Consider the following 21,748-nt stretch of genomic DNA (forward strand, 5'->3'; position numbering starts at 1 on the left):
TTGAGTGAGGTACCAGCCGAATTTATTAACGGACCTGAGCGTAGCGAAGGTCACGTCTGCCGTCTGCCGTCTGCCGTCTGCCGTCTGCCGTCTGCCGTCTGCCGTCTGCCGTCTGCCGTCTGCCGTCTGCCGTCTGCCGTCTGCCGTTTCACGATTGCCCATTCCCCATTGCCTTTTTCTTCCTGCCTTTCTTTAATTACTTTCGCGTTGTAAATTCCACGCATTCATGAAAACAGTCTTGATCACAGGTGCTACATCGGGTTTTGGAAAAGCCATGGCAGAAAAATTCGCAGCCAACCACTACAGGATAATTATAACTGGCCGCCGGGGCGACCGGTTGCAGGAGCTGGAAAAACAGCTGGCCGATACATACAAAGTACCAGTACATGCGCTGGAATTTGATGTACGTGACCGGGAGGCTGTTTTTGCTGCTATTGAACAATTACCGCCCGACTTTGTTACAATTGATATCCTCATAAATAACGCCGGGTTGGCACTGGGCCGTGATTACTTTGAAGATGCAGAAACAGAAGACTGGGAGATCATGCTTGACACCAATGTAAAAGGCGTGATGTATGTTACCAAAGCCGTATTGCCCAAAATGATTGAAAGAAAGCAGGGCCATATTATTAATATGGGGTCTATTGCCGGCAAGGAAGTATATGAACGGGGAAATGGATACTGTGCTTCAAAATTTGCGCTGGATGCACTTTCGCAGTCAATGCGGGTTGATCTGTTGCGGCATAAAATAAAAGTTACCGGCATTCACCCCGGCGCTGCGGAAACTGAATTTTCGATAGTGCGTTTCAAAGGCAATGCTGAAGTTGCTGATAAAATGTATGAAGGCTATCAACCCCTTACCGCTACCGATGTTGCAGATGTAGTATATTATACCGCCACTCTACCACCACATGTATGTATTAACGACCTTGTACTAACGTGTACAGCTCAGGCAAATTCTTTTTACCTGCAGCGGTAATTCTATGTGTTAAAAATACCTTTTCTTGTTTAGTAGTTTTCCTTTATAGAACGGTAGGCCGTTATGAGTATTATGAAACTCCTGGATACATGGTTCATTTAGAAATATGATTTATTAGCAAAACTACTTGCAGGAGCCGGCAATTTGCGTAGCTTTATACTACGACAAAATCCAGAATCCTGCTTAAAAAACCATTAACTATGTGCAAGTCCCTAGGCGCATGCGTATTAGCATGTTTTTGCTTACTATTTACCCCCTCATTACGTGCCCAGGATGTTATTAAACTTCAAAATTGTGAAGGCAATCCCTATCAGCATGCAGTTGATAGTATTAAAAAGGTCAGCACTGAACAGGGATATGTACTATTGCGGGAGGCCTCCATTCAAATGGAAAGCGAGTATGAGATGCCCGTAGTTTTACCAATGACGGGTGGTACAATTTACCAGTTCTTTTTCATTGGCGACCCCTCCTCCAAATTATATGAAGTACGGATGTACGACTTCAATGAACGGCAGGTTGTGTACAAAAGGAATCAATGGGGTGATGTAGATGGAAATATTATCAGTTACACCTATACGCCGCAGTTTACTGAATACCACATGATAAAACCGGTACAGGTGAACAAGAAAAAAAAGGTTCTCTGCGGTTATGTAATGCTGATGAAAAAGCCGGAACCTACAGCTAAGAAATAACACCAGACGCAAATCGAATAAAAAAAGGGCTACCCTGATAGGGTGGCCCTTTTTTTTGCCCGGGAGGGAAAGCTAAATGCCAGCCGTTGCGACAACGGGGGGAGCGATATATTACTTGAAGAGGGTATTCGATTGGTAGTGTAATGGTAGCTTAATGGTAGCTGAATGGTAGTCTAATGGCCTGGGTATTGTCTTAGCATGCTCTACAGGTGCTCTGGAGATGCTAGTCCGTATGACCACTCTTAGACAACTTCCTGACCACTCTTAGACCACTCCCAGACCACTACCTTACAGTATGACCCCTATTTTATCTCGTCAAAAACTATGAGCCGAAGGCGAATACAGTTGTAGTATTTTAGCCGCAAACGAATATGAACTGCGCAGGCGCAAGCGGACGCCTGCGCCATTGGGGGAACGACAGGTACTTTAGTCACATCCTTATGTAGCAGTCGCAAGCGGACGCTTGCGCCATTGATAAAGTCGACCCATTGCTTGCCCATTGCCAATTGCCCATTTCCCATTGCCTTTAATAAAAAAAGCCCCCGGTATAACCAGGGGCCTTGTCTTTTTCAATATGCTTTTTCTTATTGTGCTAATGAGATCCTTAACTGTACACCACACCTTGTGGTAGTAATGGGCGGCGAGGTGGAGATCTTTGGTTCAACCCGGCGTTGCTCAAAGTATAGTTTCAGATTAACCCGGTTACTGATCACATAATCTATGGTTGGGTTAATAGTGATCACTTTTTGTCCGTTGGTTGGCAATGCCTGGTCCTGATCTAACCGGCTGTTGGCAGTGATGTCATCACGCAAGCCAACATCCAGTCTGAAGCTGGCATCGTTCTGCAGCGGCTTGCCTTTGAACTTGATCCAGGAGAAAGCGCCTCGTTTTCTATACCCGGCCCCAATGGTAAACTCGGTTGAACGCGATTCGCTTAACTGGTAGTCGATCAAACTTAAACTCACAGTTCTCGATTTTTTATATTCAAACCGGGCAGTGAGCTGATTGGTAAACTGCATATCCATGTCGATCAATGGTACAAACTGCTCGCTGAGCGAGATGTTGGGTACCAGGAAGTAGGGTATAAAGTTTCCGGTGATTGTATCGATAAACGAAGGATATGCCAGACGCAAAGAATCCTGATATAACAGGGATGACTGGAAGCTGTTCATGCTCAGCGTACCGGTATATCCATGCGTAATGGTAAAGTTGGTAAAGATCTTTTCCATTCCAGGGATCCTTGTTAACCCGTTATAGGTAAGCCGCCAGTTGGGCCTGGGCAAAATACCCGAGAAGGGGTTCGATTTGATGTTTGGATTATCCTGTTTAATCAGCGGCGCTTCTGAGGGCGATTTGCCGGTATAGGCTGCAATGAATGCCGGGATCAGTACGTCCTGTGCATAACGGCCATAACCGGCATAGTAACCGTCAGAAGTGAATTTCTTATTTGGATCAAGTGCCTGCCAGTATGGATTTTGTTCGGCCAGCCGTTTCGAAAGCGCCAGACGATAATCCTGGAACTTCAAAAAAGTGGACGTTACTTCATTTGGTTTAACCGGCGTGAACATGGTATTTAATGCAATATAAGTTACACTAAAGCTACCAGATGTATACGGGTTCAACCGGGCAAAGCTGGCGCCGGAACCTGTAGTGTCTTTGTACAGCTCCTGGTACATTTTACCAAACGTTTTTTCCACCGTCAGGTCAATGGTAAGGTCTCTTATCGGAATAAGCGTGGCCGTTATATTCAGTTTTTGCTGGTAGTCCTGCCGGTTCTGGTAGTTGAAATTACTATCTGCGGTGAGCCAGCCCTTTTGCGCCATCATGTTCACAAAGTTGGTATCGGGTTGTTTACCAAAAATGAATCCAAGTCCAGGCGCCATCGATTTCCAGTTCATACCCAATACGTGTGTACTATCGGTATAACCATAAATGGTGGAGGTGGCATTTTCAGAGTACTGAACGTTTACCCTTTTTAACATGGTAAGAATGCGTCCGCCAAACCGTGCAGCGCCATTTAAGTGAAGCGGTTCATTTTTATCGCGTTTCTTTTTACCGGTTGAATCGGTTTTTTTGGCACCTGGTACGGGTGGCGGCGGCGGGATATCTTCATCGAAGGCCCGCAATAACCTCGATTTGGCATACAACCGGGTAAAGTCCAGTTCAGCTGTGAGATTTTTGCTTTGGGTATTCGAGAGAGTGTTACCCAGTTCCCTGGCCAGTAAGGAAGCTGCCAGCCAATCGTACGTAGCGGAGTAGCCGGCACGCACGGTGGTCCAGTCAAGGATAGGGATCTTACTGGTAGGCAGGGTATACGATACCGTTGCTTTGTGATTGTAACTAATAGTACGGCCACCTTTCCAGAAGTTATTCCACATCCGTTTTTTCTCAGCTTCATCCAGGCGTCCACTGTCTTCATCAACCCAGGCGCGATTTAATGCGGTGAAGTCGAGGTTCAGTGAACGGGTAAGGTCCCAGCGCAAATTATAAGTACGGTCAAAGGTGAAATACTTGTCGTAGGTTTCAGGTACCAGGTTCTTTGGCGTACCAACGCTGCGGGGGCGGTAAATGCCCATCTGCCGGTTCACGTCGGCCCTGAAACCAAGCAGGGTAGGCAGGGGATTCAGATTAAAGTCTTTTACGGGGGCCACCCAGGGCGATCTTGTTTTGAACATGCCTTTTGCCGGCTCCCAGTATTTTGGGGTGCCGGTATAGTTGTACCCCAGTCCCGCGCGATGCCGCACTACTTCATTGCTTTCAATAAGCGGGTTGTGTTGTTCTTCTTTATAATAAGAATAGCTTACATCAAAGTTTTCAATGCTCCAGATCTGTTGCTTTTTACCATTGGTATTGTTCTTCTTCACATTGGTGAAGTTGACCGTTTTAATGGTTTTTACATCAATGGCGTCGTTGCGTATGGAGTCTTTTTGAGCGGCTGTTGCGGCACTGAGTTTGTCTTTCAGTTTTATATCCAGGTCATAAGGATCGTACTCGGGTGTGGTCACTGTTTTTGAATAGCTGGCGTACACTGGTATGGAGATGCCTGCTTTGGCCGGCAATAACTTACCCAGCTCCAGGTTGGTGGCTATGTCTACCTGGTTATAAGCTTCGCGTGAGCGTTCATTCACCCGTTGTTCCAGTGTTCCCCAGCCCGTGCTTCTTGTACTACCGGCAATATAGATGGTACCCAGGTCGGCCAGCTTTATATCCAAACGGCCAACGGCTGCATAGGCGCCATGCTCATCAAGCCCTGATAATCGCAATTCATTGAACCAAACTTCGGTACAGGCATCCTGGCGGTTTACGTTTTGCACCCCAATAAAGAATGACCTTACTTCACCAAGGTTAGGGTTACCCAATATCGCAAACTGTTTTCCATCTGTATCGGTTTCCTGGTAGTACTTATAGGTTTGGCCGCTGTTGTTTCGTCTTACTTTTAAGCTGGTCAATCTGTCGAGCGAAAGATCGAGGTTATTGGCAGCCGGCCAGATCAAGTCATCATCGGTGGTTCCCCAGGGGGTAATGTCCAGCGGTATCTTGATCTCATAGAAGTTACTGATTAGGTCATTACCCAACCGTACAATGGCATACAGCTCACCATTCTTGAGGTCACCGGCGCTTTTAGCCGATTCGGCGTGTACGTACATCTGTAACTGCTTATACTGGCGAAGATCGAGGTTCAGGGTTTTGAACACACCTCTTGCATCGCCTTTGTTCAGGTTACAAACCTGCAAACTCAGTGATTGTTCGTTCTGCAACAGGTTTACGTTGTTGTTGCTCAATTGTTGCTGACGAATTACGCCGGGGGGTGTTTTATAGTTAACAGGGTATCTGGAAGCATTTTCTTCCACATTCACGGCCAGTTGTTTTACTACGGTTGGGGTGTTGCCGGGAATGGGCACATACTGGTTGGTAGTATCCAGCAGGTAATTGAACTGACGCCATTGGTTTCGCACCAGTTCCAGTTTGGCAAAACGCAATACCACTGAATCTTCGAAGCCGTGCATGAACATCCGGATGAACCGGATTGACTTGAAGTCGGGAATGTTACCAATCTTTTTTTCGTATTCCCTGATAGGGATGCGGAACAGGTACCAGGTTTCAGTGGGGCCGCCACTAACATGTACTGCAATACTATCAGTAATATAGTTGCCGCCAACATGCATATCGCCTTTCTTCAATTCTACCTTGTACTGGAAATACTCTTCCAGTTCGTTTAGCGTATTATCGCGGTTGAATTCTTCCTGGTCGGGATACAGCGTAAAGGCGCTTACAAATTTATCGCCGCTGCTGGCAACGGGCGAGTTGCCTTGTGGGTTGTTGATATTCTTATAACGTATAAGGATCCCGTCATTGGAAGTGAATGCCGAGTTGCGGTAATTAACGTAGTCGTCGCTGGAAGGGTCATTTATCGCACCTTGATATGCGGCTGAACCAATGTTTTGCAGTTGGTTTAAGTAACCCTGGAATTTTTGTTGCTCGGCGTCATCCACCAAACCATCAAAACCAGCATCCTGCAGTGGGCGGTCGGCCGGGTCGTTACTGAATGCCTGGGTTACCTGAATGGGGTTGGCAGGGACCTTACCCCAGCGGGTGGCCGTATCTTCCCGCGCGGTGGTAACGGAGCCGCTGATGCCATTTTCAAAAAAGCGTTTACCATCTTTTAAAACGTCTTCTGAAATGTTACCGAGGTTGAAGTACAGTTCACCACCTGAGCTGCCGGGGTTCATGATGTAGGGATCTTGTAACCAAAACTCAATGAACTCCACGTTGCCGGTTTCAAAGTCAACCTGGTCAAGACCGCGCATAATACCACCCCAACGTTTTTGCGGGTTTAATAACCGGCCGTTGGAGGCAATGCTTCCTGGGCGGGCATCGTAGTTATATGGACCTCTTTCGGTAGGGTAATAAGCCATATCGAAAGTTACCAGGCTGCCCTGACCGAGGTCGGGTGTTTTTTGCGGGTAAATATCTTTTACGTTCACAGAGCGAACACGCGGGTCGTTCAGTAAACTTTTATTGATGGGGTTGTCAGGACTGGTCTTGTCCTGCAATACCGGTTCAATGTTATACCAGGCCAGTTTGGCGCGGTTGAAACCATAGTCGAGCGTATCGCGCATGGTTGCTTCGGGAAACAGGCCATTGCCGGCGGGGGTAGAAGCCAATCCCCAGCTTACAAGCGGGAAGCGCAGGTCAATAGCATTACGGGCCCCTTCAAAGTCATCGATGAACACCTGGCTTTCGCTGCCCTTACCAATTTGTGGTGGGTGACCTGGTTTCAGGTAAGCAGCCTCACCATACGCGGTAATGGTACTCATTTCAGTGGTATGGTAAAAAGGCAGTTTATCTAACCAGCGGGTAATGCGCGGCGCCTGGGTCATGTAGTTGAAGTCTGCCCCATACATGGTATTACGAATGGGATCTTCATTATAACTGGTTTTGGTAAAGAAGGGGCGTTCACCCAATCTTACAATGGAGGCGCCTATTGATAATTGTTCTTTGGCGGTTTGTTTGGCCAGGTAGTCGAGGCGTAAACCCATAAAGTTTCGCTGCTGCATGCCATACCCGGCATTGTTCTCAAACTGCACATTTACCGGCAGGCCGGCATTCAGGATAGCCTGGTTCAGGATCTTTACAGTACCCAGGTTGTAGTCAACCGAGTAATCCACGTTCTCAACCAGCACCTGTCCGCCGGCGGTAACACTTACCGAACCTTGTGGTACGTTAAAGGCGCCCAGTGAAATTTCTGAATTGCTTGTTCCCTTTGCATACCCACTGATAACGAACCGGTCGAGGTTGGCGTAGGTTTTCGCTATTTCCTTGATGGTATCGTACAGGGGAAGAAACTCGTATTTGTTTTTTATATCCTGCGTACTGTTTTTGAAAGCTACGGAATCAAGGTCACGCCCAAATGGTTCCAGGAAGGGGAAGATGATGCGTGCCTGTTGCGATTGTATGGTAAAGCCTTCCAGATAGTCGAAAACCCCATCGGGGAGGGGGTCATTATGCGCATTTAACCGGTCAAGGTTTAGCAGGGTGAGCAAGGGTGTTCCGGGATTATCCCCTTCAGGTAAAAAGCGCTTCTGACCTAAACTTGGTTCTTCGTATAAAATGTTCAGTTTAAAATCTGCTGGCTGTACACCGGAAAGATAGCTTCCATCTTTTGTTTTAAGGGTGTACACGTTCTTCATCATCAGGTCCCACAGCGGCAGGTTGGTACGTTGCGAAGTAGCTTTTAATAATTTCAGGAACAACACTTTTTGGGTACCAGCTCCTACCTGGGTGGTATCGGGTGGCACATCCTGCGAAAACTCACCCACCTGGTAAATGCGTCCATTATAGGTGTATTGATAAGCCACGCCTAGTACCTCGTCTGGTTGCAGGGGCTGGTTAACCGAGATATAACCGATCTGTGGATTGAAGGAGAAGTCGGTGGGATTCAATTTTCGCGCAAAGGTCTTTTCAAAATCCTGTACCGGGTTTAACCCCATAGACGACAGCTTGCTGGTGATGGCCGATGGGTTTCGGCTAACAGGATCTTGTATTATCGTACGGTACATCCCGTTGGCGTCGTTGTTTGGCAGGGCATTGGTGAATGGCGGTGGATTATTGCGTAAATAATATGGATTGGGTTCGCCCAGGTCCATCAAACCTACCACATCCCTGGTTTCGGTAGTGCTACCGTTTCGGTTGGTCACCCATACTTCCACCCGCATTATTTGGATCTGCGAACTAACAATGGGCAGCTTGGCCATCGCCTTATTGTAGTTATTACGGAAGTACTGGGCTAACAGAAAGTGCCGGTTCTCCTCATAATCATTGGCTTTGAACTCAAAGTAGGTATTGGCCGAACCGCCCTGTAAGCCAAGCGATTGTTTTTGCGACCGCTGGTTAGCGAGTACGCCGGTAACGAACAGTTTCCCGAATTGCAGGGAGGTTTTTATCCCGAACAGCTGTTGGGCGCCGGGGATCAGCGTTCCTTTGGATGAAAAGGAAATATTACCCGCTTCAATCTTTTTTATGATCTCGTCGTCTGTGCCGGTATAGTCCAGTTTGAGCTGATTGTCGAAATCAAAGTTGGCCAGGGTGTTATAGCTGATGGGCAATTTGAGCTTATCCCCGATATTACCCACTACGCTCAGGTTGGCGTTCATGTCAAAATCAAAACCCCCATTGCGCCGGGCACGTTCGGGCAGCGCCGGGTTTTTAATATTCTGACCCTGGTAGCCGGCAATAATGTTTACTTCCCCCTGGGGTTTGATCTCAATTTTGCCATTCCCGAAAATGCGGTTGAACAGGTTGTCTGTCATCGACATTTTGGGTTTCAGCATTTTGCGGTTAAGGCCACTGAGGATATCTGATCTTTTTTTAAAGTAATCCGTTTCCTGTTTACGGGCCTGGATAGCCATGAACTCTTCAAAGGTGAGATAAGTGGGCTTCCGGTAATAGAAGTCGCCTATCTTCTCAATGATGTAGTACTGTTTTGTCTTAGGATCGTAAACTATGGAATCCTGGATGTTGGCCGGGTCTCTGAGGCCCAGGGAATTCCGTTGAGGAAAGGTGAATTTATCGCCCCGCCGGTCGTGCAGGGGATACTTCAGTGTGTCAATAGTTTGCTTTCTGCTGGTATCTTGGAAAGGAGCATAGAAAGCCCTTGCGGTTGAGCTCAGTCCAACACACGCAGCTACTATTAACACAATGGTTAATCGGTTTCTGTATGAGCGTAACAATCTTCTCTCGAGAATTAGTTAGGTAGAGATCCAGACGATAGGCTTATATGGTTTTTAGAGCTTTCTTAATTATTTCCTCAATAGCACTGAGAGAAGGTTCCGCTTTTAAAACGCGTTGGACTGCCTGTTCCGCTGAAGACCGGGCTATCCCCAGTGCGATCAAGGCATTTAACGCATCCTGTTCCAGCGTATTGTTAACCAAAGGTGAAATATTTAGGCCTGGCTTGGTTTTGCTGAGTTTATCTTTCAGTTCCAGAATGATCCGTTCGGCCGATTTTTTACCTATCCCTTTTATTGACTCCAGTTGTTTGGTATTTCCCTGTACAATAGCACGTGAAAGCTCCTCAGGTTTCAGAGAAGACAGCATCATGCGGGCGGTAGCTGCACCCACGCCCGATACGCTCACCAGCTGCAGAAACAGCTCTTTTTCAGCCACATCGAAAAACCCATAGAGCGTATGTGCATCTTCTTTAATGTGCAAGTGTGTATACAACAATCCTTTGTCGAGCGACTGGATGTGAGAATAGGTGTGCAGACTTATTTGCAGTTCATAGCCCACGCCATTGGCTTCTATGTGCACAACGGCTGGTGTTTTTAATACAAATTGCCCTCTTACAAATGCGATCATAGAGCGAAAATAACGGTTCTGATTGATAGTTTACCGAATGTGTCTATTTCGTAATTCGCAACCCCTTTATATAACTTTTACTTAATGAGAACGTTATGGGAAGGTCAGAAATAATGCCAGAAAAGGTAGGGGACGGAGAGTTAACCAGTTGACTGGTTGACCAGTTGACAGCTTGCCCCGACTTGTCGGGGAGTGGTAAGTTGATAGGGGTGATAAGGGAAGGCAGAAAGCAATGGGCCCTCCTACGGCTAAAGCTTCGGCGGGCGAGGCAATGGGCAATGAATTTTTGGCGGCGCCAGGTAGTTATTAGTCTCAACAGTCGCGAGTCACGTCTGCCGTCTGCCGTCTGCCGTTTGCCGTCTGCCGTCTGCCGTCTGCCGTTTGCCGTCTGCCATCTGCCGTTTGCCGATCTAAGCGTAGCGAAGGAGCCAATGCATCGAACGCAGTGAAATGCCCAGGTTTATTTCACAGCCTGTCCCGATTTGTCGGGATTTCCCGTTTCACTTTTCACGATCCGATGCTGATTCACGATTGCCGATTTAACAACCGGTAATCTGCTTTATCCTATCTTTGCCAGCTTATTTACTCATTGATAGTGACTTTGTTCTTGAAAATAATTCAATATCAAACTTGTATAAAAGTAGCATGACGCAAAAAATTACTGCCGCCATTACAGCTGTTGGCGGTTTTCTTCCGGAAGACAAGCTGACTAATGCAGATTTAGAAAAGATAGTAGATACCAATGATGAGTGGATCCGGAGCCGTACCGGGATTGAAGAAAGACGAATCCTGAAAGGACAGAAAGGAACTTCAGACCTCATTACTCCCGCTGTTGAACAGCTTTTGAAAAAAAGAGGCATTAGCCCTCTGGAAATTGATGCCATGGTTATTGGAACCGTTACCCCTGATATGATGTTCCCTTCAACCGCTAACCTGGTATGCCATAAGGCTGGTCTTAAAAATGCCTTCGGTTTCGACCTGCTGGCTGCCTGCAGTGGCTTTCTGTATGCCCTTACTACTGGTGCTTCATTAATTGAAAGTGGCCGTTATAAAAAAGTAATTGTGGCTGGTGGCGATAAAATGAGCTCAATTGTAGATTACAGCGACCGTACTACCTGTATCATCTTTGGTGATGGTGCTGCTGCTGTATTGTTGGAAGCAAATACGGAAGGTTATGGCGTTCAGGACAGTATTCTCAGAAGCGATGGTAGCGGCTGTGCACACCTGCATATGAAAGCAGGCGGTTCATTACGCCCGGCCTCTGCTGAAACTGTTGCCAACAAGGAACACTTCATTTATCAGGAAGGCCAGCCCGTATTCAAAGCGGCCGTAAAAGGCATGGCCGATGTAAGTGCCGAACTACTGGAAAGAAATAACCTCACCGGCGATGATATCGCCTGGCTGGTACCTCACCAGGCCAATAAACGAATTATCGATGCTACTGCCGACCGTATTGGGTTGAGCCACGATAAAGTAATGCTGAATATTCAACGGTATGGCAATACCACCGCGGGCACCATTCCTTTATGCCTGTACGACTGGGAAAGCAAACTGAAAAAAGGCGACAACATAGTGTTGGCAGCTTTTGGCGGTGGCTTTACCTGGGGTGCCACCCTGGTTAAGTGGGGTTACTAGACGACCCTGAGCGTAGTCGAAGGGACCATGCATAAAGCGTTGAGTGAAGTCGAAACGCGCAGTTAAATATCTTTCATGCCGGATATTGAAGTAAATAAAGTACTTCAATATCCGGCATTTTTCATTCGATATTCAATATTTTTAATCATGGCTAATAAACAATTCCCGTATACAGGCTTTACCTCGCTGGCTATACATGCCGGCCACGAACAGGATCCCAACTACGCACACCTGACCCCTATTTACGCTACCTCAACATTTGTATACGACTCTGCCGAACAGGGCATGCGTCGCTTTACCAAACAGGAAGAAGGGTATATCTACAGCCGCTGGGGCAACCCAACGTTTACCGAAGCTGAGAAAAAGATCGCGGCCATGGAATGTTTTGGCGTACAGGATTCCAATGGCAGCCCGCTCATTGCGAAAGGATTGCTGCATGCATCGGGTATGGCTGCCATTACCACCCTTTTTTTATCGAACCTGAAAGCGGGCGATAAAATCCTGTCTCATTTTTCCCTCTACGGTGGTTCCCAGGAAATGATGGATAAAATACTGCCCGGTCTGGGCATAGAAGCGGTGATTGCCGATCTGCGCGATCTGAATAAAGCAGAAGATGCATTGAAAGCCGATCCGCAAATAAAAATGGTGTACCTCGAAACACCCGCCAACCCCACCGTACAATGTGTAGATATAGAAGAACTGACTACACTGGCTAAAAAATACGGTAAGGTGGTTGCCTGTGATAATACCTTTGCCACTCCTTATCTGCAGCAACCATTCCGTTATGGCGTTGATTTCATAATCCATTCTACCACCAAGTTCCTTAACGGTCATGGTACCGCGATAGGTGGGATACTGGTGGGGCGTGATATAGAGTTTATGAATACCAAAGCCGCTAAAACCGCCAACCTGTTAGGCGGTAACAGCAATCCTTTCGATGCTTTTTTACTCATCAATGGATTGCGTACGCTGGAAGTGCGCATGGAACGTCACTGTCATAACGCTACCGAAATTGCCAGTTACCTGGAAACGCATAAGGCTGTTGAGAAAGTGAATTATACGGGTTTACCCTCGCATCCTGATTATTACCTGGCCAATAAGCAAATGCGGCACCCTGGCGCTGTCATGAGCATCGAGTTAAAAGGTGGCCTGCAGGCTGGTGTGCAAATGATGGACCGGTTGCAGTTATGTACACGCACCGTTTCGCTGGGTACCTGTGATACCCTTTTGTGCCATCCTGCTTCTATGACGCATGTTGGAGTGCCCAAGGCACAACGTGAGCAGTATGGTATTACGGATGGCCTTATACGCATGAGTATAGGTATGGAGAATGTGCAGGATCTCCTTATGGACCTGGAGCAATCATTAAGGGGTTTGTAGTTTGCTGTTAGTAGTTTGTTGTTTTGCTGCAATTCGGAGAGTCTGATAAATATCTGGCTCCCGGCATAAATGAACCACAAACCATAAACATCAAATCACAAACGGTTCAATATATATACTTTATATGAAAATCAATTCCTGGTTAACGGCTGCCTGTATACTGGCTTGCTGCTCGTGCAAGTTATCAGATGCTAATAAGTATGATCTTATTATACGTAATGGCATCATCTACGATGGCAATGGCAAACAACCTTACACCGGCGATATTGCCATTAATGCCGATACCATTGCCTTTATTGGCAACCTGGGCGGTGCCCATTCTCGCCAGGTGATAGATGCAAAAGGCATGGCGGTTGCGCCCGGTTTTATCAATATGCTTAGCTGGGCCAACGAATCCCTGATTCAGGATGGCCGTTCGCAAAGCGATATCAGGCAGGGGGTAACGCTCGAAGTGATGGGCGAGGGGGAGAGCATGGGACCACTCTCACCAACCATGGCAAAAGAGATGGAACAAGCACAAACGGCCATCAAATACAAGATCAGCTGGACAACCCTGGGCGAATACGGGAACTTTTTACAACACAAAGGCATTTCCTGCAATGTGGCTTCTTTTGTTGGCGCCACCACTCTTCGCCGTTATATTATAGGCGAAGATAACCGCGACCCAACTCCGGTTGAGCTGGAAAGTATGCGGCAACTGGTAGGACAGGCCATGAAGGAAGGTGCGCTGGGTGTTGGTTCTTCCCTCATATATCCACCTGCCTTCTTTGCTAAGACCGATGAACTGGTAGCCCTGTGTGATGAGGCTTCCCGTTATGGCGGTTCTTATATTTCCCATATACGCAGTGAAGGCACACAGCTATATGAAGCTGTTGAAGAGTTGATCAACATAGCCAAACGGGCGCATATCCATGCCGAAATATACCACCTGAAAGCGGCGGGTAAAAGCAATTGGAACAAGATAGATAGCGTGATCCGCCGCATAGAGCAGGCGCGGGGGGAAGGGTTGAATATAACTGCCGACATGTACAACTATATAGCTGGTGGTACCGGTTTGGCCGCCACACTACCGCCTGTATTACAGGATGGCGGTTTTGGAAAACTACTCGAGCGGTTGCAGGACCCGGCCATTCGCAAACAAACCATCCGCGATATGGATACGCCTACCGATAAATGGGAGAATTTTTATATAGCAGCCGGCTCACCTGATAATATCCTACTGGTAGGTTTCAGGCAGGACAGTCTGAAAAAATACACCGGTAAATCATTGGCCCAAATAGCCAGCATGCGCCATACCTCACCGGAAGAAACAGTAATGGACCTTCTGGTACAGGACAGCTCTAATATTGCATCTATTTATTTCTTAATGGATGAAGAGAACATAAAGAAGGAGCAACAACTGCCCTGGGTAGGCTTTGGGTCCGATGAAGGCTCCTATACGCCAGATGGGGTTTTTCTGCAGTTCAATTGTCACCCCCGTGCTTATGGAAATGTAGCGCGATTGTTGGGAAAATATGTGCGCGATGAAAAAGTGTTATCCCTGGCAGAAGCCATTCGCAAACTGAGTAAATTGCCTGCCACTAATTTACGTATTTCAAAACGTGGTGAATTGAAAGCCGGGAATTATGCCGATGTGGTTATTTTTGATCCCGCCACCATACAGGACCAGGCAACATATGATAAACCGCATCAGTTCTCCACTGGCATGCTGCATGTACTGGTTAATGGAGTGCCCGTTTTAAAAGATGGCGCCCATACCGGCGCCAAACCAGGACGTTTTGTAAAAGGCCCGGGTTACCAGATGTCCGCGTTGCAGGATAACCGGTAATCTGCGACCCAGGAACGACCATTTTAAATGAAATAAAATTAATATTCACTAAGTATACATATGAAGACTATTATTCGTCGTGCAGTAAAAGAAGATTGTGCCCGGTTATTGGAATTGATCCGTGAACTGGCGGAATATGAAAAAGCCCCACAGGAAGTAACCGTTACTATGGAACATTTTATAGAAAGTGGTTTTGGCAAACAACCGGTTTGGTGGGCCTTTGTGGCCGAAGTTGATGGACGGGTTGAAGGGTTTGCCATGTATTACATTCGCTACAGTACCTGGAAGGGACAACGGATGTATCTGGAAGACCTGCTGGTAACAGAAAAAATGCGGGGGCAGGGCCTGGGCAAAATGCTGTTCGATCAATTGATTGTGGAGGCCAAGGAAAAGAATTTCAATGGCATGGTGTGGCAGGTGCTGGAATGGAATGAACCGGCTATTAACTTTTACAAAAAATACAAAGCAGACTTTGATCCCGAATGGATCAACTGCAGCATTCCGGTTTAAGGAAGGAAGTAGGAAGTAGGAGGTAGATAGGGGGTCGAAAATCGGTTTTTCGTACTTCCTGCTTCTTACTTCAGTTTCCTATTTCACTGAACTTTTTCTCCAAATAGTTGTAAATTGTTAAAGTTATCCCTGCCTATGTAAATTGTCCATTGGAATTAGCAACTTTATTCCTGAGATCAGTCATAGTATTGTGATTTACTTTCATTTGTGTAGTCACATAGAAAATGTTCAGTTTCTTTTTATGAAAACGATTGTAGCAGGGGCTATCATAATTGGATTTTCGCTAATAAGCTGCAGAAAAGATCATGACGTAATAAGTAGTGAGGTCAAGAACGACACCACTGTGAACGTTGCGCGTGAAATTTATTTGTGGCATAATAATATCCCTGCTTCATTCGACGCCCATATGTTCTCCGATCCCAATGCCGTTATGGAAGGCATCAGGGCCTATAGTGAAGAACCGGGGTTCAATTTACCTGTAGACAGATGGAGTTTCGCGATGTTGAAATCTGACTGGAACGCATTGAGCACCGGTATTGGCGGCGATTTCGGCATGAACATCTTTTTCTTCTCCAACGACGATCTGCGGGTTTCGTATGTAGAACGGGAATCCCCTGCCGGCAAAGCGGGTATCAAACGCAGCTGGCACATTAAACAGATCAATGGCGGCACCAATCTCACGGTAGCCAATTCCAACGATATCATCAGAGCCGTGTATCAAAGCCCTGTAGGCACATTTGTATTTGGCCGCCCCAACAATACGGATACTACTATTTCATTAAGGGCTTCCTCTTATAAAGAACATCCGTTGTTGTTCGACACTGTATATAACACGGGTAGTAGTAAAACCGGATATTTTGTGTTCAATTCCTTCCTGGGTGATACCATCGAGATCAGAAATGAATTTGCCCGCATCTTTAATAAGTTCAGCGATCAGCATGTACAGGATATGGTGGTTGATCTGCGCTATAACGGCGGTGGTTATGTGTCGGTGCAGAACCTGCTGGCGGATTACCTGGTACCTACAGCCGGAGACAAAGGGGTTATGCTTACTGAAGAGTTCAACGACAAATACATCGCTTATAATACCACCGAGCGTTTTGAGAAAAAAGGCAATCTTAACCTCAACCGGCTGTTCTTTATTGTAAGCCAGAATACCGCTTCGGCCAGTGAACTGTTGATAAACAGTTTAATACCTTATATGGATGTACAATTGATCGGTCCCACCCATACACATGGTAAACCGGTTGGTTTTTATCCTTTGGCTGTATTTGACTGGTATGTTTTCCCGGTATCATTCCGTACAGTTAATAAAGACGGGGAAGGAAATTATTTTAATGGGTTAACCCTTAATCACCAGGTAGTTGATGGTCTTGATAAAGACTGGGGCGACGAGGACGAAGAGTGTTTAAGTGCCGTATTGCACTTTATAGGCAATGGCAGTTATGCCCGCATGAATGTAACGCCGCAGCAACGCGCCGGCCTAAGCGATGATGTAATAATGGGTAATACCAGCCTTGCTAAAACAAAATTCAAAGGAATGTTGAGATAAAAAGGAGGGTCATCCGCCAGCGGCCGATGGCTCGGCGCCAAAATACAAGGTGAGCCACTCTGAAAGAGTGACCCACCTAAAAAACAAAAGTGGATCATCTCTTGGATGACCCACTTTTGTATGTTAAGGGGTAACGAGTTCGTTCTTGCTTACTGCTCTCAGCTAAGCCGACATCGGTTGCCTATTGGCTTAGCTTACGCCATCAGTAGTAACTTTCTTGTCAATTTTACCAATCAGACCTTGCAATACTTTGCCAGGACCGCATTCAGTAAAATGAGTGCCACCGTCGGTGATCATGGTCTTGATACTTTGAGTCCATCTAACCGCGCTGGTGAGCTGATCAATGAGATTTTGTTTAATATCTTCTTTGTTGCCTACTGCTTTCGCCACAACGTTTTGGTAAACAGGGCAATTAGGATGATAGAAGGTTGTAGCGTCAATGGCTTTCGATAACTCGGCTTTGGCAGATTCCATTAAAGGCGAGTGGAAAGCGCCGCTTACGGGTAATACCAATGCGCGTTTAGCGCCTGCAGCTTTCAAACGTTCAATGGCCACTTCAATTCCTTTGATGGTACCGCTGATCACCAGCTGGCCCGGGCAATTATAATTGGCCGGTACAACTATTTCGTTGGTTTCTTCCTGAACAAGCGCACAAATTTCTTCAACCTTGGCATCATCAAGACCCAGAACGGCCGCCATGGTAGAAGGATTTGTTTCACAGGCTTTTTGCATAGCTGTAGCCCGGATACTTACCAATTTTAATCCATCTTCAAAGCTCAATACGCCATTAGCCACTAATGCTGAGAACTCACCCAATGAATGGCCGGCAACCATTTCAGGGCGGGCATTATCAATGCCTTTAAAGGCTATAACAGAATGAAGAAAAATGGCGGGTTGTGTTACCCTGGTTTGTTTCAGATCTTCTTCAGTGCCGTTAAACATGATATCGGAAATACGAAACCCCACGATCTCATTCGCCTGTTCAAATAATCTTTTAGCAAAAGCGCTGTTTTCATAATGGTCTTTTCCCATCCCCGGAAACTGGGACCCCTGTCCCGGGAACACAAAGGCATGTGTCATAATGTAAAAAGGGGTTTAATAAACAAAAATGCCACAAAGGTTTTAACTATCCAAAAAAGAAGTCGGAAGTGGGGTAAGAAATGATAAATACAAATTTCGTAGATATCTTTTTGGATTTTCACAAAAATAGAAGGACTAAAACAATAATTAAAAGAGTCTGTAGTTGGCGTTAAGAAGTTGACAAGTTAACGTGTTAACTTGTCAACTTGTCAACCGATATCAATGTAATCTGCTGGTAATTAACTTTGTAAATTCACTACGTGTTTCATTCTTCTCAAATTCGCCCCAAAAAGCAGAAGTTGTTGTTACTGAATTTTGTTTTTGCACACCCCGCATCATCATACATAGGTGTTTGGCTTCAATAACCACAGCAACACCGAGTGGATTCAATGTTTCTTTTATCACATCCAGTATTTGAGTGGTAAGACGCTCCTGGACCTGCAAACGGCGGGCATATACATCAACAACCCGGGCAAGTTTACTTAATCCAGTGATATATCCATTAGGAATATAGGCAATATGCGCTTTTCCAAAAAAAGGTAGCATATGATGTTCACACATACTATAAAGCTCAATATCTTTTACCAGGATCATTTCGCTTACAGACTCTTTAAACTTGGCTGAATTTAAAATAGCCCTTGCATCCTGGTCGTAACCCTGCATCATATATTGCATGGCTTTGGCAACGCGTTCCGGCGTTTTCACCAATCCTTCCCGTTCAGGATCCTCGCCCAGCAGTTTTAATGATTCGCGGTAATGGTTTATTAGCCCCGGCATTATTTTCTCGTCGTACTGTTCAATTTTTTTGAAGGCCATTTCCGATGATTTAGTTATTTATGCTTACTTAATGTTGGGATTAAAAATGAATGTGTTTGCTAATCACCATTTACCATTACGCGGGATACTCTACAAAATTTCTTTCTGTTTCATACAACCGCACCTGCAAGTCGAGTTGGGGGGCAATTTGTGCACGCAACAGGTCATAGATCACTACACAAATATTTTCAGCCGTAGGATTCAGTGTTTTAAAGTAAGTGGTATCCAGGTTAAGGTTCTTATGATCAAATTTTTCAAGTACATGGTCCCTGATGAGGTCACTTAATATTTTCATATCCATCACATAACCGGTCTCCCGATCAGGTACACCCGTTACCTTCACTACTACTTCATAGTTGTGGCCATGAAAATTTGGATTGTTACACTTGCCAAACACCGCATCGTTCTTAGCCATATCCCAGGCAGGATTATATAAGCGGTGGGCCGCATTAAAATGTTCCTTTCGGTAAACAGCTACTTTATTGCTCATGTTATTCAAAATACAAAGTAAAAAAGCTTTTTGTTTGCCAATTGTCGCACAGGCGACAATTTCTATCTATTCGCCAAAATACTCCACAAAAATGCGGGGTGTTTCATACAGTTTAATGCCATGCAATTGTACCCCTGCGGGTATTTGCGGCTGTAACTGTTTCCAGATGGCGATGGCCAGGTTTTCGGTTGAGCAAAGCTGATCTTTCATAAACGGCACATCCATATTCAGGTTCTTATGGTCTAATTGCTCAATAACATATTGATTAATGATCTTGCTCAATGCCTTTACATCACATACAAAACCCGTATCGGGGTTAGGCCGGCCTTTTACGGTTACATACAATTCGTAATTGTGACCATGCCAGTTCTCATTCGCACATTTACCAAAAACCTGCTCATTCTGATCCTGGCTCCAGTTGGGGTTATACAATTTATGAGCGGCATTAAAATGCTCAACACGAGTCAGATACACCATTGTTGTCGTGAAAATTTGCCGCAAAGGTACAATATCGAAGGCACAAGGCACAAGATTCAACGTCGAAGATATTAGGTGGAAAGTATAGGGAGGAAGGAATAAGACTGAAAGCAGAAAGGAGGTGGTTGAAGGTTGAAAGTAGGCAGTTTAAGTAGTAGGCAGCAGGTAATTGCTTCATTCTGAGGCGTTCTATTAATTATTAATTTAAAATTTCAACGGCCTTCTACCTACAACTTTCTACCCGAACCCCTTAGTTTTGCGTCATGGATATATTACTGGTAGCCGCTACGAATTTTGAAATTCAACCTACTATAAATTATTTGGCCGAACGGGATTGTGTAATTGGCCATAACCGCTTCGAAGTACTAACCACCGGCATTGGCAGCATGAGCACCACCTACTGGCTCACAAAAGCCATTGCTAAACGCCGTCCTCAACTGATGATCCAGGCAGGTATTGGTGGCAGCTTTTCTGCCGATTATCCCCCTGGTAGCCTTGTTTTGATAAAAGAAGAAGTGACCGGCGACCTGGGTGTAGAAGAAAATAATGAGTTTAAAGATATATTCGATATGGGACTGCCGCAGATCGTTGAGCCCTATACTGGTAAGAACCTGGAGAATAAACAGGTGGAAATGCTGCAACAATACAACCTTCCCCTGGTAAAGTCAGTCACCGTAAATGAGATCACCACAAGGCCTGCCCGCATTCAACAATTACAACAAAAATACCAGCCGGTTGTTGAGGCAATGGAAGGCGCCGCCTTTCACTATGTGGCCCTGGTTGAAAAAATTCCATTTATACAGTTACGCGCAGTATCGAATATGGTAGGGGAGAGAGATAAGTCGAGGTGGAGGATGAAAGATGCGATTGATCTGTTGAATGAGCAATTATTAAAAATGGTCAATTCTGAGTTTGTAAGTTCGTAAGTTCTTTTGTTATTAAGTCCAGAACTCAAGAACTTACTAACTAACAAACTAAATAACCCCGCAGTTGCGGGGCAACTTGTACCCAAAACAGATAGTTAATACTCAAATTATACAATAGAAGGATAATGAAACTTACCATAGGATTTTCCCCTTGTCCCAACGATACCTTTATCTTCGACGCATTGGTAAATAACAAGATAGATACAGAAGGTATAACTGTAACGCCTGTGTTGGAAGATGTACAAACCCTTAATGAATGGGCTATACAGGGCAAGCTGGATGTAACAAAGATCAGTTATGGGGTATTACCACTCTTACTTGATAAATACATTGTTTTGAATGCTGGCGGCGCCCTCGGAAAAGGAGTTGGTCCTTTGTTGATCACAAAACAGATTGGTGCGGACACTAACCAGGTGAACGACATGACCATCGCTATACCGGGTGAACATACCACGGCGCATATGTTGTTCTCGCTGGCTTATCCGCAGGCTACCAAAAAGAAATTTATGGTGTTTTCTGCCATTGAAGATGCTGTTTTAAGCGGAGCAGTGGATGCCGGGGTGATCATTCATGAAAACCGCTTCACTTATCAACAAAAAGGGTTGCATAAACTGGTCGATCTGGGTGAATACTGGGAGCAGGAAACAGGCAATCCTATCCCATTGGGTGGTATTGTAATGAAAAAATCATTCGACAGCGCCCTGCAGCAAAAGGTAGATGCTTTAATAAAACGCAGCCTGGAATATGCGTTCAAAAATTATCCGCTTATAACTGAGTATGTAAAACAACATTCACAGGAAATGAGTGAAACGGTAATGCGACAACACATTGACCTGTATGTGAATAACTATTCTTTACAACTGGGTCCCGATGGCAAAGCGGCTGTGAATACTTTTATGGATATTTACGAACAATTGAAAAAGATAGCTGCTCACAATAAAGAAATCTTTTTAGCAACAACGGAGTAATAAATATGGTATGCCCTTTGCTGAAAGACCGGGAATAGTTAAGAGGATTGAACCGGG

At 45.6% G+C, this 21,748-nt stretch carries 16 protein-coding genes; 9 read left to right on the forward strand and 7 right to left on the reverse strand.

The genetic code is table 11. From position 1 onward, the window contains the following. Positions 1-50: 50 nt before the first annotated feature. Entirely contained in the window at positions 51-224 is a 174-nt protein-coding gene (locus J7I42_RS14365) for a hypothetical protein (protein WP_209139515.1), read from the reverse strand. Between the two features lie 2 nt (positions 225-226). Between J7I42_RS14365 and J7I42_RS14370 the strand changes: the two genes are divergently transcribed. Beyond that, entirely contained in the window at positions 227-979 is a 753-nt protein-coding gene (locus J7I42_RS14370; protein WP_209139516.1) for an SDR family NAD(P)-dependent oxidoreductase, read from the forward strand. 200 nt (positions 980-1,179) lie between these two features. Then, the gene (locus tag J7I42_RS14375) at positions 1,180-1,671 is read left to right on the forward strand and encodes a hypothetical protein (RefSeq protein ID WP_209139517.1); all 492 of its coding nucleotides are present in this window, start codon (positions 1,180-1,182) and stop codon (positions 1,669-1,671) included. Positions 1,672-2,255: 584 nt separating this feature from the next. On the opposite strand, the gene sov is transcribed toward J7I42_RS14375, so the two are convergent. Continuing rightward, positions 2,256-9,368 (reverse strand): T9SS outer membrane translocon Sov/SprA, encoded by a 7,113-nt coding sequence (sov, locus tag J7I42_RS14380; RefSeq protein ID WP_209139518.1) that lies wholly within the window; start codon positions 9,366-9,368, stop codon positions 2,256-2,258. A gap of 76 nt (positions 9,369-9,444) precedes the next feature. Then, on the reverse strand, positions 9,445-10,029 hold the full coding sequence (gene ruvA, locus J7I42_RS14385; RefSeq protein WP_209139519.1) for a Holliday junction branch migration protein RuvA: 585 nt from the start codon (positions 10,027-10,029) through the stop codon (positions 9,445-9,447). Positions 10,030-10,674: 645 nt separating this feature from the next. Here ruvA and J7I42_RS14390 point away from each other — a divergent pair. The 5 genes from J7I42_RS14390 to J7I42_RS14410 all read left to right on the forward strand — a co-directional run bounded on the left by J7I42_RS14390 (position 10,675) and on the right by J7I42_RS14410 (position 16,934). Continuing rightward, positions 10,675-11,664 carry a beta-ketoacyl-ACP synthase III gene (locus J7I42_RS14390; protein WP_209139520.1) on the forward strand — a complete coding sequence of 330 codons (990 nt, stop codon included), beginning with the start codon at positions 10,675-10,677 and terminating at the stop codon, positions 11,662-11,664. 147 nt (positions 11,665-11,811) lie between these two features. Continuing rightward, complete coding sequence (locus J7I42_RS14395) at positions 11,812-13,044, forward strand: trans-sulfuration enzyme family protein (protein WP_209139521.1); 1,233 nt, start codon at positions 11,812-11,814, stop codon at positions 13,042-13,044. A gap of 124 nt (positions 13,045-13,168) precedes the next feature. Then, positions 13,169-14,872, forward strand: coding sequence for an N-acyl-D-amino-acid deacylase family protein (locus J7I42_RS14400; protein WP_209139522.1), 1,704 nt, complete (start codon positions 13,169-13,171; stop codon positions 14,870-14,872). A 60-nt stretch (positions 14,873-14,932) separates the two neighbouring features. Beyond that, on the forward strand, positions 14,933-15,382 hold the full coding sequence (locus tag J7I42_RS14405; RefSeq protein WP_209139523.1) for a GNAT family N-acetyltransferase: 450 nt from the start codon (positions 14,933-14,935) through the stop codon (positions 15,380-15,382). Positions 15,383-15,623: 241 nt separating this feature from the next. After that, the gene (locus tag J7I42_RS14410) at positions 15,624-16,934 is read left to right on the forward strand and encodes a S41 family peptidase (protein WP_209139524.1); all 1,311 of its coding nucleotides are present in this window, start codon (positions 15,624-15,626) and stop codon (positions 16,932-16,934) included. A 189-nt stretch (positions 16,935-17,123) separates the two neighbouring features. Here the strand turns inward: J7I42_RS14410 and fabD are convergent, their stop codons facing one another. From fabD to J7I42_RS14430, 4 genes are all read right to left on the reverse strand, one after another. Then, on the reverse strand, positions 17,124-18,014 hold the full coding sequence (gene fabD / locus J7I42_RS14415; protein ID WP_209139525.1) for an ACP S-malonyltransferase: 891 nt from the start codon (positions 18,012-18,014) through the stop codon (positions 17,124-17,126). A 219-nt stretch (positions 18,015-18,233) separates the two neighbouring features. Further along, positions 18,234-18,830, reverse strand: coding sequence for a GTP cyclohydrolase I FolE (gene folE, locus J7I42_RS14420; RefSeq protein ID WP_209139526.1), 597 nt, complete (start codon positions 18,828-18,830; stop codon positions 18,234-18,236). Positions 18,831-18,906: 76 nt separating this feature from the next. Continuing rightward, positions 18,907-19,320 carry a 6-pyruvoyl trahydropterin synthase family protein gene (locus J7I42_RS14425; RefSeq protein ID WP_209139527.1) on the reverse strand — a complete coding sequence of 138 codons (414 nt, stop codon included), beginning with the start codon at positions 19,318-19,320 and terminating at the stop codon, positions 18,907-18,909. Between the two features lie 66 nt (positions 19,321-19,386). Further along, positions 19,387-19,797 carry a 6-pyruvoyl trahydropterin synthase family protein gene (locus tag J7I42_RS14430; protein ID WP_209139528.1) on the reverse strand — a complete coding sequence of 137 codons (411 nt, stop codon included), beginning with the start codon at positions 19,795-19,797 and terminating at the stop codon, positions 19,387-19,389. 263 nt (positions 19,798-20,060) lie between these two features. On the opposite strand from J7I42_RS14430, the gene mqnB reads away from it, so the two are divergent. Beyond that, positions 20,061-20,723: a futalosine hydrolase gene (gene mqnB, locus J7I42_RS14435; RefSeq protein WP_209139529.1), complete on the forward strand. Its 663-nt coding sequence runs from the start codon at positions 20,061-20,063 to the stop codon at positions 20,721-20,723. Positions 20,724-20,848: 125 nt separating this feature from the next. Beyond that, positions 20,849-21,691, forward strand: coding sequence for a 1,4-dihydroxy-6-naphthoate synthase (locus tag J7I42_RS14440; RefSeq protein WP_209139530.1), 843 nt, complete (start codon positions 20,849-20,851; stop codon positions 21,689-21,691). The last annotated feature ends 57 nt before the right edge of the window (positions 21,692-21,748 follow it).

It is taken from the genome of Niastella soli (genome assembly GCF_017742245.1).
Lineage (GTDB): Bacteria > Bacteroidota > Bacteroidia > Chitinophagales > Chitinophagaceae > Niastella > Niastella soli.

Excerpts from the sequence above, each read along its gene's own strand:
- J7I42_RS14430 (WP_209139528.1), bottom strand. The coding sequence starts at position 19,797 with ATGGTGTATCTGACTCGTGTTGAGCATTTTAATGCCGCTCATAAATTG.
- fabD (WP_209139525.1), bottom strand. The coding sequence starts at position 18,014 with ATGACACATGCCTTTGTGTTCCCGGGACAGGGGTCCCAGTTTCCGGGG.
- J7I42_RS14425 (WP_209139527.1), bottom strand. The coding sequence starts at position 19,320 with ATGAGCAATAAAGTAGCTGTTTACCGAAAGGAACATTTTAATGCGGCC.
- J7I42_RS14370 (WP_209139516.1), top strand. The coding sequence starts at position 227 with ATGAAAACAGTCTTGATCACAGGTGCTACATCGGGTTTTGGAAAAGCC.
- J7I42_RS14365 (WP_209139515.1), bottom strand. The coding sequence starts at position 224 with ATGCGTGGAATTTACAACGCGAAAGTAATTAAAGAAAGGCAGGAAGAA.
- J7I42_RS14390 (WP_209139520.1), top strand. The coding sequence starts at position 10,675 with ATGACGCAAAAAATTACTGCCGCCATTACAGCTGTTGGCGGTTTTCTT.
- J7I42_RS14440 (WP_209139530.1), top strand. The coding sequence starts at position 20,849 with ATGAAACTTACCATAGGATTTTCCCCTTGTCCCAACGATACCTTTATC.
- J7I42_RS14375 (WP_209139517.1), top strand. The coding sequence starts at position 1,180 with ATGTGCAAGTCCCTAGGCGCATGCGTATTAGCATGTTTTTGCTTACTA.
- J7I42_RS14400 (WP_209139522.1), top strand. The coding sequence starts at position 13,169 with ATGAAAATCAATTCCTGGTTAACGGCTGCCTGTATACTGGCTTGCTGC.
- mqnB (WP_209139529.1), top strand. The coding sequence starts at position 20,061 with ATGGATATATTACTGGTAGCCGCTACGAATTTTGAAATTCAACCTACT.
- J7I42_RS14405 (WP_209139523.1), top strand. The coding sequence starts at position 14,933 with ATGAAGACTATTATTCGTCGTGCAGTAAAAGAAGATTGTGCCCGGTTA.
- ruvA (WP_209139519.1), bottom strand. The coding sequence starts at position 10,029 with ATGATCGCATTTGTAAGAGGGCAATTTGTATTAAAAACACCAGCCGTT.
- folE (WP_209139526.1), bottom strand. The coding sequence starts at position 18,830 with ATGGCCTTCAAAAAAATTGAACAGTACGACGAGAAAATAATGCCGGGG.
- J7I42_RS14395 (WP_209139521.1), top strand. The coding sequence starts at position 11,812 with ATGGCTAATAAACAATTCCCGTATACAGGCTTTACCTCGCTGGCTATA.
- J7I42_RS14410 (WP_209139524.1), top strand. The coding sequence starts at position 15,624 with ATGAAAACGATTGTAGCAGGGGCTATCATAATTGGATTTTCGCTAATA.